Origin of the sequence: Microlunatus speluncae (assembly GCF_009299835.1) — a bacterium.
GTDB classification, from domain to species: domain Bacteria; phylum Actinomycetota; class Actinomycetes; order Propionibacteriales; family Propionibacteriaceae; genus Microlunatus; species Microlunatus speluncae.
In genome coordinates, this window is the sequence record NZ_VKCZ01000014.1 from 882,988 (window position 1) to 894,118 (window position 11,131).

Annotated in this window: 11 protein-coding genes; 5 read left to right on the plus strand and 6 right to left on the minus strand. The window is 68.7% G+C overall.

Features of this window, described 5'->3' with window-relative positions; genetic code table 11:
• The first annotated feature begins 44 nt into the window (after positions 1–44).
• Both FNH24_RS20790 and FNH24_RS20795 read left to right on the plus strand, forming a co-directional pair.
• Positions 45–1,718: a stealth family protein gene (locus FNH24_RS20790; protein WP_161606238.1), complete on the plus strand. Its 1,674-nt coding sequence runs from the start codon at positions 45–47 to the stop codon at positions 1,716–1,718.
• On the plus strand, positions 1,715–3,295 hold the full coding sequence (locus tag FNH24_RS20795; protein ID WP_152364092.1) for a stealth family protein: 1,581 nt from the start codon (positions 1,715–1,717) through the stop codon (positions 3,293–3,295). Before FNH24_RS20790 ends, FNH24_RS20795 begins: the two co-directional genes overlap by 4 nt.
• On the opposite strand, the gene FNH24_RS20800 is transcribed toward FNH24_RS20795, so the two are convergent.
• Genes FNH24_RS20800 through rfbB form a run of 4 tightly spaced genes read right to left on the minus strand, consistent with a single transcriptional unit; the run spans position 3,288 to position 6,406 of the window.
• Positions 3,288–3,701, minus strand: coding sequence for a type II toxin-antitoxin system VapC family toxin (locus FNH24_RS20800; protein WP_152364093.1), 414 nt, complete (start codon positions 3,699–3,701; stop codon positions 3,288–3,290). The genes FNH24_RS20795 and FNH24_RS20800 overlap by 8 nt on opposite strands.
• On the minus strand, positions 3,698–3,937 hold the full coding sequence (locus FNH24_RS32685; RefSeq protein WP_152364094.1) for a FitA-like ribbon-helix-helix domain-containing protein: 240 nt from the start codon (positions 3,935–3,937) through the stop codon (positions 3,698–3,700). Before FNH24_RS32685 ends, FNH24_RS20800 begins: the two co-directional genes overlap by 4 nt.
• 56 nt (positions 3,938–3,993) lie before the next feature.
• On the minus strand, positions 3,994–5,400 hold the full coding sequence (locus FNH24_RS20810; protein WP_152364095.1) for a sugar nucleotide-binding protein: 1,407 nt from the start codon (positions 5,398–5,400) through the stop codon (positions 3,994–3,996).
• Positions 5,401–5,407: 7 nt separating this feature from the next.
• A complete protein-coding gene (rfbB, locus tag FNH24_RS20815) occupies positions 5,408–6,406 on the minus strand; it encodes a dTDP-glucose 4,6-dehydratase (protein WP_152364096.1) in 999 nt (332 codons plus the stop codon).
• 114 nt (positions 6,407–6,520) lie between these two features.
• On the opposite strand from rfbB, the gene FNH24_RS20820 reads away from it, so the two are divergent.
• Genes FNH24_RS20820 through FNH24_RS20830 form a run of 3 tightly spaced genes read left to right on the plus strand, consistent with a single transcriptional unit; the run spans position 6,521 to position 10,139 of the window.
• Entirely contained in the window at positions 6,521–8,350 is a 1,830-nt protein-coding gene (locus FNH24_RS20820; RefSeq protein ID WP_152364097.1) for a glycosyltransferase family 61 protein, read from the plus strand.
• Positions 8,351–8,385: 35 nt separating this feature from the next.
• Positions 8,386–9,258: a glucose-1-phosphate thymidylyltransferase RfbA gene (rfbA, locus tag FNH24_RS20825; RefSeq protein WP_152364098.1), complete on the plus strand. Its 873-nt coding sequence runs from the start codon at positions 8,386–8,388 to the stop codon at positions 9,256–9,258.
• A complete protein-coding gene (locus tag FNH24_RS20830) occupies positions 9,258–10,139 on the plus strand; it encodes a glycoside hydrolase family protein (protein ID WP_152364099.1) in 882 nt (293 codons plus the stop codon). The genes rfbA and FNH24_RS20830 overlap by 1 nt, the downstream gene beginning before the upstream one ends.
• A 109-nt stretch (positions 10,140–10,248) precedes the next feature.
• Here FNH24_RS20830 and FNH24_RS20835 read toward each other — a convergent pair whose 3' ends face one another.
• The gene (locus tag FNH24_RS20835; RefSeq protein WP_152364100.1) at positions 10,249–10,941 is read right to left on the minus strand and encodes a transposase; all 693 of its coding nucleotides are present in this window, start codon (positions 10,939–10,941) and stop codon (positions 10,249–10,251) included.
• Positions 10,871–11,131, minus strand: a 261-nt coding sequence (locus tag FNH24_RS20840; RefSeq protein ID WP_152364101.1) for an integrase core domain-containing protein, incomplete at its 5' end; no start/stop codon positions are given. The genes FNH24_RS20835 and FNH24_RS20840, both read right to left, overlap by 71 nt.

An 11,131-nucleotide genomic window follows, 5' to 3' on the forward strand; every position in this document is an offset into this window, starting at 1 on the left:
GCGGTGTGCCCGCCGGGTGCCGCCTGATGGTTAGAGTGTCGCGCATGTCCCGATCCGGCACGGCCCCCCGGTTCTGGACGTCGGTGGCGGTACGCACTCGGACGGCGACCGGTCGTGGCATCATCAGCGTCCTGCGCCGGGCCCGGCTCAACCTGCAGCACAAGCTCGCCCTGCTGATCGGGTGGGTGCAGCGGCTGCGCTACCGCGTCGAGTTGCGCCGTTATCCGGCGGCGGTGATCGATCGCGGCCATCCGGTGCCGGCCGGCTTCGTGGAACGGCTGCAGTTCGACACCCACCGCCAGCACCTGGTTCATGACCTGGTCACCGCGGTGCAGGCCCACGGTGGCGTCGTCCGGCCGATCACCGCGCACTGGCACCATCCGATCACGCTGGCCGTCGACCACCTCGACCAAGATCAACTGTGGCGGGTGCTCGGCACCCTGTCCGACGATCATCCGGGCCTGGTGGTGCAGCGCTACGACCCGGACCGCGACCCCGGCCGGGCCGCGGACCGCTCGCTCGCCGGCTTCGTGCTGGGGCCCGCGATCCGAAATGTCCTGCTGCCGGACCGGGCGCTGAGCCGGCCCTGGGTGCCGGCCGGCCGCCGGCCCGCGGAGCTGGCCGGCGCGAGCTGGCAGGTCACCGAGCATGCGATCGACGCGACGACCGGCCGGCACCTCGGCGGCCCGGCGGCGGTCCGGCTGATCCTCGACGTGACCGCGGCACCGAACGAGCCCGCGCTGGTCACCGAGCCGGTCGACATCGTCTACACCTGGGTCGATTCGGCCGATCCCGACTGGCAGCGGGACTACGACGCGGCCAAGCCGGGCGAACGGCAGACCCAGGCCGCGGCGACGCCGGCCCGGTTCCGGCAGTACGACGAGCTCCGGTTCAGCCTGCGCTCGATCGCCGAGTTCGCGCCCTGGGCGCGCCGGATCTGGATCGTCACCAACGGGCAGGTCCCATCCTGGTTCGCCGGCGTGGGCGACGGGCGGACGACGGCCGACGGCCGGGTCAGCATCGTCCCGCACGCCGACCTGTGGCGGGGCGAGGACGGCCTGCCGACCTTCAATTCGCAGGCGATCGAGGCGTGCCTGCACCGGATCGACGGGCTGTCGGAGAAGTTCATCTATTTCAACGACGACTTCTTCCTCGGCCGCCCGGTCTCGCCCGAGATGTTCTTCCGCCCCGGCACCGGCCGGCCGGTCGTGTTCCCCAGCAACCAGACCGTGCCGCCCGGGCCGCCCGACCCGCACGACCTGGCCCCGGACGCCTCGGGCAAGAACAACCGGATGATGATCGCCACCGCCACCGGCCGGTTGATCGACCACAAGTACCTGCACGTGCCGCAGGCCCTGTCCCGCCCCGTCCTGGAGGAGTTGGAGCGCCAGTTCCCGGAGGCGTTCGCGGAGACCCGGCGGGCCACCTTCCGGTCGCTGTCCGATCTGGCCGCCTGCAGCCTGCACCACGGGTACGGTCTCGCCACCGGGCAGGCCGAACGCGGCCGGATCATCCAGCGCTACGTGGACGTGGAGGGTCGGGCCTGTGCGCGCGATCTGGCCGACATCGCCCGCTACCGCTGCTACGACGCCTTCTGCCTGAACGCGATCCGGGAGGAGGGCGACGAGCAGGTGATCTCGGACTTCCTGCACCGCTACTTCCCCGTCGCCGCACCCTGGGAGTCCGATCCGGCCGACGGCGAGGGACGTACGGCGTGATCGATCAGCTCCGGCGGAGCACGTACCGCCAGCTGCTACGGCTCCGCCGGCAGCTCTCGGCCGGCCGGATGATCATGGGGCCGGCCCTGCTCGATGATCATCGGCGAACGACGATCGACGGCATTCCGGTGATCGCCCGGATCGAGCCCGAGCTGCGGCTGCCCGACCATGCCGCGTCGCTGGTGACCCGGCTGCGGTCGCTGCTCGATGATCATGGAATCGGCTACTGGCAACTGCCGACCCGGCCGCGGCGTCGGCCGACCTTCGGGGTCCGGGAGCAGGACCGGCCCGAGGTGCTGCGGCTGCTGGCCACGCTGGGGCCGGCCTGGTACGCCGAACCACTCCGACCGTCCGGCAGCCGGACCGGCCGGGTCGGCCGACCGGCGGCCCAGCGGTTGCCGGCCGAGGTCCGCGGCCTGGCCCTCTGGGAGTGCTGCATCGCCTCCCCCGGCTCGACCTTCGGCGCCGGTGATGATCATCGGATCGAGCTGCACTTCTGGCGCCAGGTTGCCGACGGCGGTCACACCAGCCTGGTCTACAACGAGATCATCGACCGGCTCCGGGACAGCGATCTGGGCGAGCCGGGGGCCGTGCCGCCGGCGCTGGCCGACCGGCCGGTGCACGCCGTCGGCTTCCCGATCGACCTCGTCTACACCTGGGTGGACGGCTCGGATCCGGAGTGGCTGCGCAGCATGACCGCGGCGGCCGGCGGCAGCGACCCGGCCCGGCTCACCGAGCGGTCCCTCGACCCGGCCCGCTACGCCGACCACGACGAGCTGCGGTTCAGCCTCCGCTCGGTCGAACAGTTCGCGCCCTGGATCAACCACGTCTGGATCGTCACCGCCGGTCAGCGGCCGACCTGGCTGCGACCCGATGATCCCTGGATCAGCGTCGTTCCGCATCAGGACATCTGGCCCGACGGCGACGGCCTGCCTTCGTTCAACTCGCACGCGATCGAGGCCTGCCTGCACCGGATCCCGGGCCTGGCCGAGCACTATCTCTATCTGAACGACGACATGATCATCGGCCGGCCAGTGCCGCCCGAGCTGTTCTTCCATCCGAACGGGATCGGCAAGTTCTTCCGGTCCCGGTCCACCGTCGATCTCGATCCGCCGGCGGCCGGTGAGGTGGCCTCGACCTCGGCCGCGAAGAACGCCCGCCGGTTGCTCCAGGAGCGGCACGGCGTCACCGTCTTCACCAAGTTCTTCCATGCGGCGGTGGCCACCCGGAAGTCGGTGATCACCGAGCTCGAGGCCGGGTTTCCGGAGGTGTTCGCCGCCACCCGGCGGGCGACCTTCCGGACCACCGACGACGTGGCCGCGGCCGGCTCGTTCTACCTGAACTTCGCCTACACCGTCGGCGCGGCGGTGCCGGGCCCGATCCGGTACGAATACATCGACCCGACCACCCCGGCCGGCCGCGACAAGCTGAACCGGCTGACCCGCGGCCGCAACGTCGACAGCTTCTGCATCAACGACGGCCACTCCGACGACGCCGACCCGGCCCGCACCGACCGTCTGATCCGCGACTTCCTCGACCGCTACCTCCCGGTCCCCGGCCGCTTCGAGCTCAGCTGACCCAGGGGTCGATCAGGCGGAGACCGAGATCATCGAAGTCACCGGTGTTTCTGGTCGCACACGCCATCTCGGCCGCCTGGCAGATCGCCGCGATCTGGGCGTCCTCGGTGCTGATCGGCCGGCCCAGCCGCTCCCGTGCGGCCACCAACGCTCCGTACCGCCGCGCTGCCGTTGCGTCGAACCCGAGCACGAACTCGCGGAAGTCGTCGAAGAGCTCCTCGGCCGCCGCTTCAAGGAAGCTCCGTCGTCGTCCACCGGGCAACCGCTCAAGGCCGTAGACAATCTCCCCGATCGTGATCGTGGTGACGAACTGCGGTTCCTCGGCCGCACGGACCCAGGTCACGACCTTCGGGTCGGGCGCAGGTTTCATCAACTCCGACACGACGTTGGTGTCGAGGACGATCATTCGTCCAACGAGGCCGCGCGTGGAGACCCTGCCCGCGGGCGAGTTGGCAACTCCACTCCGCCTGCCTCACCGAACCGCTCCAACAGGGCAACTCCGAGATTGCGTCCACGCCGACGAACGGCCTCACCGATGATCACTCGGACTTCGGCCTCCATCGAACGACCGTGAGCCGCCGCGAGCGCGGCCAACTCGGCCTTCAGCTCGTCGTCGAGATCTCGCACGATGATCGTCGCCATGACTAGCCCCCAAATCCGTCTGCTAGCAAAATGATAGCAGCCTCGGATTCAGCCGACTACGAGGTTCCGTTGGGCTCCAGGGTCGCCATGTATGTGGCCAAGGCCCGGTCGCCGTCGGGCAGGGTCAGGCCGGCGGCCTTCGCCTTGGTCAGGTCGAGGGCGCTGTGCCGCGGGCGCGGGGCGAGCTCCTTGCCCTCGCCGTACGCCTCGGTGCTCACCCGGGTCACCTCGTCGGCCGACCGGCCGCGGGCGACGTAGACGGCGGCGGCGAGGTCGGCCCAGGTGCGGACCGGTCCGTCGCAGGACACGTTGTAGGTGCCGTACGGCACGTCGCCGGCGAGCAGGTCGACGATCGCCCGCGCGAGGTCGGCGGCGAAGGTGAGCCGGCCGTGCTGGTCGTCGATCACCGCCGGGGCGATGCCGCGGTCGGCCAGCGAGGCCATGGTCCGGACGAAGTTCTTGCCGTCGCCGACCACCCAGCTGGTCCGCAGCAGATAGTGCCGCGGCCAGGTCGCGACCAGTGCGTCGCCGGCCGCCTTGGTCTGGCCATACACCCCGAGCGGCGAGAACGGCTCGGTCTCGTCGTGGGTCTCCCGGGTGCCGTCGAAGACGTAGTCCGACGAGATGTGCACCAGCCGCAGCCGGTGCTGCCGCGCCTTCTCGACCAGTCGGCCGACCGCGTGGACGTTGACCTGCCAGGCCTGCCGCCGGCCGTCCTCGGTCTCGGCCGCGTCGACCGCCGTGTAGGCGGAAGCGTTGATCACCGTGTCCACCGTGCGCCAGTCGAGCTTCTCCAGCGCCTCGGGATCGGCCAGGTCGCAGTCGGCCCGGGTCAGTGCGAGCGCGTCCGGCAGCAGCCGCTGCAACGCCCGGCCGACCTGGCCGCCGGCGCCGATGATCACGGTCCGCCGGGCCGGGAACGGCTGGACGTCGGCGAGCACAGGATGGTTCTGGTCCGCCTCGGACAGTTCGCCCTCGGCCAGCGGGATCGGCCAGGAGACGGCCAGACTCGGGTCGGCCAGGTTGACGAACTTGTAGGAGTCGCGCGCCTCGGCGCTCCAGTGATCATTGACCAGGTACGAGTACGCGGTGCCCGGCTCCAGCACCTGGAACGCGTTGCCGACCCCGCTCGGCACGAAGACGGCCCGCTCCGGCCCGTGCTCGACCGTGACCACGGTGCCGAAGGTCGGCCCCTCCCGCAGATCCACCCAGGCGCCGAAGATCCGGCCGGCGGCGACCGAGATCAACTTGTCCCACGGCTCGGCGTGGAAGCCGCGGGTGACACCCCGGGTCGCATTGAACGAGACGTTGTTCTGCACCGGGCCGAAGTCGGGCAGGCCGAGCTTGATCATCTTCTCGCGCTGCCAGTTCTCCTTGAACCAGCCGCGGTTGTCCCCCCGGACGTCCAGGTCGATGATCAACAACCCGGGAATGGCGGTCTGCTCGACGGTCAGCTCAGCCATCGGAGCCTCACTGCCCGACGGAGGCGTACTTGGCCTCGGTCGCGGCCTTCTTCGGCCGCCACCACGCCTCGTTCGCCCGATACCAGTCGATGGTCTGGGCCAGGCCCGACTCGAAGTCGCGATAGACCGGCTGCCAGTCCAGTTCGCGCCGCAATCGGGTCGCGTCGATGCCGTAGCGCAGGTCGTGGCCGGCCCGGTCGTTGACGTGGTCGTAGTCATTCGCCGGGCGGCCCATCAGCCGCAGGATCGTCTCCACCACCTCGAGGTTGTTCTTCTCCCCGTCGGCGCCGATCAGGTAGGTCTCCCCGATCCGGCCCCGCTCGATCACCGCCAGCACGGCACTGGAGTGATCGTCGACGTGGATCCAGTCGCGCACATTGAGCCCGGCTCCGTACAGCTTCGGTCGCTCGCCGTCCAGGATGTTGGTGATCTGCCGCGGGATGAACTTCTCCACGTGCTGGTACGGGCCGTAGTTGTTGGAGCAATTGCTCAGCGTCGCTTGCAGGTCGAACGAGCGGACCCAGGCGCGGACCAGCAGGTCGGACCCGGCCTTGGTCGAGGAGTACGGGCTGGACGGGTTGTACGGCGTCTCCTCGGTGAACCGGGCCGGATCGTCCAGCTTCAGGTCGCCGTACACCTCGTCGGTGGAGATGTGGTGGTAGCGGGTCTCGTGCCGCCGGGCCGCCTCGATCAGCGTGTAGGTGCCGATCAGGTTGGTCTGGATGAACGGCGACGGGTCGGACAGCGAATTGTCGTTGTGCGACTCGGCGGCGAAGTGCACCACCACGTCGGAGTCGCGGACCAACCCGTCCACCGTCGCGGCGTCGCAGATGTCGCCCTGCACGAACATCACCCGGGACGGTGGCAGTCCCTCCAGCGTGGTCAGATCACCGGCGTAGGTGAGCTTGTCCAGCACCGTCACCGTGTCCTCGGTGTGCTCGACCAGGTAGCGGGCGAAGTTGGACCCGATGAACCCGGCGCCCCCGGTGACCAGCAGTTTCGACATGCTCGCCACCCTAACCGTCCCGTGCCTCCGAAACTGCCCGGCGACTCCGACTGCCCTGCCCGAGATGCGGTGTCGTCCTGGGCGAACGGCGGCGCAGTTACTACCATGATCTTCATGGCCAGCCGGAACCGGATCGCGCTCAGCGCACTCCCCGGCCGAGTGCGTCGCAGGCTGCTCCGGGCCGCCGGGAACTCGCGCAAGGTGATCGGCTCGGCTCCGGCCTCGATGACCGAGACGGTCGGCGACTTCGTCCGGCGCCACCGGCCGGTGCGGATCCGGGGCGCCGAGATCAAGCCGCTGCGGGCCAAGCAGCCGAACCGGATCATGATCATCGCCGACGCCCCGATCGAGTTGGCCGACACGATCGAGCGGTTCCCGGCTGCGCAGATCGTGCTCGTGTTGATCACCGGGAAGTCGCCGCGCCCGGTGCTGCGGCTGGTGTCCAGCGGTTCCGGGCTGCCGGACCGGGTCAGCGTCAAGCTTGTCACCGAGACCCCGGAGATCGCCACCATCCTGCGCGATCTGCCGCCACAGCAGGCCATCGTCGACGCGGTGACCCGGTCCCGGATCAAGAAGTACGCGCTGCGCCGCTTTCCGTACTATCTGGCCGACGGCGGCCACTATCTGATCACCGGGCTGGAGGACGAGACCGACCGACAGCCGCGCCGCCGCGGCGCGACGGTGGCCAGCCGGATGTCGGCGCACGAGATCTCCGCGTTGATCGCCGCCGAGCCGACCCTGACCCGCTATCTCGAGGTCGCCGAGGTGACCGCCGGGTCGTTGATGGCGACCAAACGCGGCCGGCATCTGGTCAAGCTGTACGACGCCGAGGTCGAGCCGGCGCTGTCCGCGCGGATCGGTGACGGCTGGGGGCAGGAGCTGGCCCGACGGCCCGGATTCACCTACGCGGCTCGCAGCCGGCTGGCGGTCAACGACCCGCAGTACGCGTTCCGGCTGCCGTCCCGTTGGCCGGTGCCTGACCGGGTGCTCCGGGTGCATCACGACGTGATCTGCGGGCCGCGGCAGCTGGTGCTGCAGGACGGCGTGATCCTGCCCTGGTCGTTCCACCATCCGCTCGCGGCCCGGCGGCATGCCCGCGGCACCACCTACGTCAACAACACGGTCGCGACCCTGCCGGACGGCTTCGGCCCGACCGAAGAGCTGGACGGCAGCTATTTCCATCTCGACTCGGAGTTCCCCGGGCACTTCGGCCACTTCGTCACGGAGGACCTGTCCCGGCTGTGGGGGTGGAAGCTGGCCAAGGAACGCTACCCGGACTGCCGGCTGCTGATCGGCATCGGCCGCGACGCCGAGGATCTGAAGCCGTTCCAGCGGACCCTGCTCGGTGCCCTGGGGATCGACGAGTCCGACATCCGTACGTTCCGGGACCCGGTCCGGGTGCAGACCCTGATCGGAGCCACGCCGCAATTCCACAACCGTCGCTATCTCGATCCCGACCTGAGCCGGATCTGGGATCAGCTGCGGGCGGTGCTGCGGCCGGAGTCCAAGGTCGACCGGGCCCAGCGGATCTTCGTCAGCCGCGATCGGGAGTCGCACCGGCAGTGCAAGAACGCCGACGAGCTCGAGGAGATCTTCGTCGACCAGGGCTTCAAGGTGGTCCGGCCGGAGACGATGTCGATCCCGGACCAGATCGCGATCTTCGCGGCCGCGCAGGTGATCGCCGGTTACGGCGGGTCGGGCATGCTCAGCATGATCTACAGCGATCGGCCCGGAGTCCGGATCGTCATCGGTTCCGATCACTACACAGCCTCGAACGAGTATCTGATCGCCAGCGTGCGCGGCGACAGCTATCACCATTTCTGGTGCCCGGCGCTGAACAAGCCGATCGACGGCGAGTGGTCGGCCGAGGCGTTCCATTCCGATTTCGTGTTCGACCTCGACAAAGACGGTGATCACCTGCGCCGGCTGCTGGAAGGCTTGTAGGATCTCGGCTTCGACCAGCGAGAGGAGATCCAGGCATGCGCGGCATCATCCTGGCCGGAGGGTCGGGAACCCGCCTGCACCCGGTCACCCTCGGCATCAGCAAGCAGCTGGTGCCGGTGTACGACAAGCCGATGATCTACTATCCGCTGTCGACCTTGATCTTCGCCGGGATCTCCGAGGTGCTGGTGATCACCACCCCGCACGACGCACCCGGCTTCGAGCGACTGCTGGGTGACGGGTCGCAGTTCGGCATCTCGATCAGTTACGCCCAGCAGGCCGTACCGAACGGGTTGGCCCAGGCGTTCGTGATCGGCGCGGACTTCATCGGCGACGACCGGGTCGCCCTGGTGCTCGGCGACAACATCTTCTACGGGCCGGGCGTGGGGACCAGCCTGAGCCGCTTCGGTGATCTTGACGGCGGTGCCGTATTCGCCTACTGGGTGGCGGATCCGCAGGCGTACGGGGTGATCGAATTCGACAAGACCGGCAAGGCCATCTCGCTCGAGGAGAAGCCGGCCAAGCCCAAGTCGAACTACGCCGTGCCCGGCCTGTACTTCTACGACAACACGGTGATCGACATCGCCCGCGACCTCAAGCCGTCCGCCCGCGGCGAGTACGAGATCACCGACGTGAACCGGCACTATCTGGAGGCCGGCAAGCTCCAGGTCGCCGTCCTCCCCCGCGGCGCCGCCTGGCTCGACACCGGCACCGTCGATTCCCTCAACGACGCCAACAACTTCGTCCGCACCCTCGAGGCCCGCCAGGGCCTCAAGGTCAGTGCCCCCGAGGAAGCCGCCTGGCGCCAGGGCTTCCTTTCCGACGAAGCCCTCGAACGTCGTGGCCAGGAACTCGCGAAATCCGGCTACGGCGAGTATCTACTCGGCCTCCTCGAGCAATCCCGCCACTAATGACGAGCGGCCATGAGGCCACCCGGCTCGGGCTGCTGATTCATCCCGGCCTGGATGACAGCATCGGCGAGAACATCAACGGGCCGTCGCTGATCCGGGTGCCCGACTGGGTCGACAATCCCCTCGGGCGCTATTACCTGTACTTCGCCCATCACCACGGATCCCGGATTCGCCTGGCGTACGCGGATGAACTGCGTGGGCCATGGACGATCTTCCGGCCGGGCGTGCTGCAACTCGCGGACACGAGTTTCGACGATCACCTTGCGTCGCCGGATGTCCACGTATCGTCGGATGAGCGGCGGATCCTGATGTATTACCACGGCGCGCGCCGGGGACAATCAGCTCAGGTCACGAGGGTCGCAACTTCCACGAATGGTCTTGATTTCCAGGATGGCCCCGAGGATCTCGGAGATCCGTACTTCCGGGTGTTCGCGTGGCGCGGGGATTGGTACGCCCTCGTCAATGGTGGACGCATCCTCCGGTCGCCGCACCCGTTGCAGCCGTTCCGGCCCGGCCACCTGCTGTTCCCACCGGCCACCCGCCATTCCGCCGTCTGGCGGTCGGATTCCCGTCTGCACGTGTGGTATTCCAATGCCGGGGACGCCCCGGAGCGAATTCTCCATTCCTCCGTCGAGCTGACCGAGAATTGGTCCGAATGGAAACCGTCTGCTCCACCGACGACCATCCTGGAGCCGACCGAATCCTACGAGGGCGCACACCTGCCGATTCATCCCTCCAGCCGCGGAGCCGCACCGGGCCCGGTGCATCAACTCCGTGACCCCGCGATCTACGAAGAATCCGGCAACCTCTACCTCGTCTACTCCGTCGCCGGGGAAAGCGGCCTCGCCCTGGCGCGGATCACCCTTCCAAGCTCGCCTTGATCAGGAGCTGTCAGGTGCCTGGGTCAGCCCCCGGCAAGCCACGTCACGGTCGGCAGCCTCCAACCCCCGCGTGCGCGGCCCGGCAGGGGTTTCGCTCCCTGAGACGCTTCTATGGGTTGTCAAACCCTGCTGCGGCGAGGTGCCGGTGAAGTTCGCGGGCGATGTAGCGCTTGAGGCAGCGGCGGATTCGGGGCTTGGTGAGTCCTGTGGTGGTGCGTCGTGCGACGTAGTTGCGGGTGCGGGTGTCGTGTCTGATGCGGCTGTTGGCGATGGTGTGCAGGGCGCGGTTGAGTTGACGATCGCCGGTGCGGTTGAGGCGGTGTTCTTGCCGGCGTCCTGAGGACACCTCGAGCGGGCAGACGCCGCCGAGTTTGGCGAAGCCTGCTTCGTCACGGACGCGACCGGGGTGGGACCAGGCGGTGAGCACGATCGCGGCGGTGACGGGGCCGAGGCCGGGCAGGTCGAGCAGGGTTGAGGCGGCGGCGTGGACGACTTCTTTCAGAGAGCGTTCGTTGGCGTCGAGCTCGGTGTCGAGGGCCAGGATCCGGCTCGCGAGCCGGGTGGCCTCGGCGCGGGCGGTGGCCAGGACGAGTGTGTCGTTCTTCCGGGCCCGCCACGCGGCGATGGTCCGGGTCGTGGGCCGGTTGATCTTGCGGCGAGCATCGATGCCGAGGTCATGGACGCGGAGCAGTGAACCGCCCCGGGTTTTCCGGGTACCTCGGTTTGTGTCTCTACCCGGTCGGGATGAGACGGTTTCTTGCAGCGTAGTGGGTGGTCTCGACTTCGATGGGTGTGAGGTCATCGACGGATTCGTGGGTTCGTTCGTGGTTGAACCAGTGGACCCAGTGCAGGGTCTCGATCTCGACATGATCAACATCGCGCCACGGGCCGTAGGGCCGGATCAGTTCGGCCTTGTAGGCGCCGATCTGGGACTCGGCCAGGGCGTTGTCGTAGGCGTCACCGACCGAGCCCACGGAGGGGTCGACTCCGGC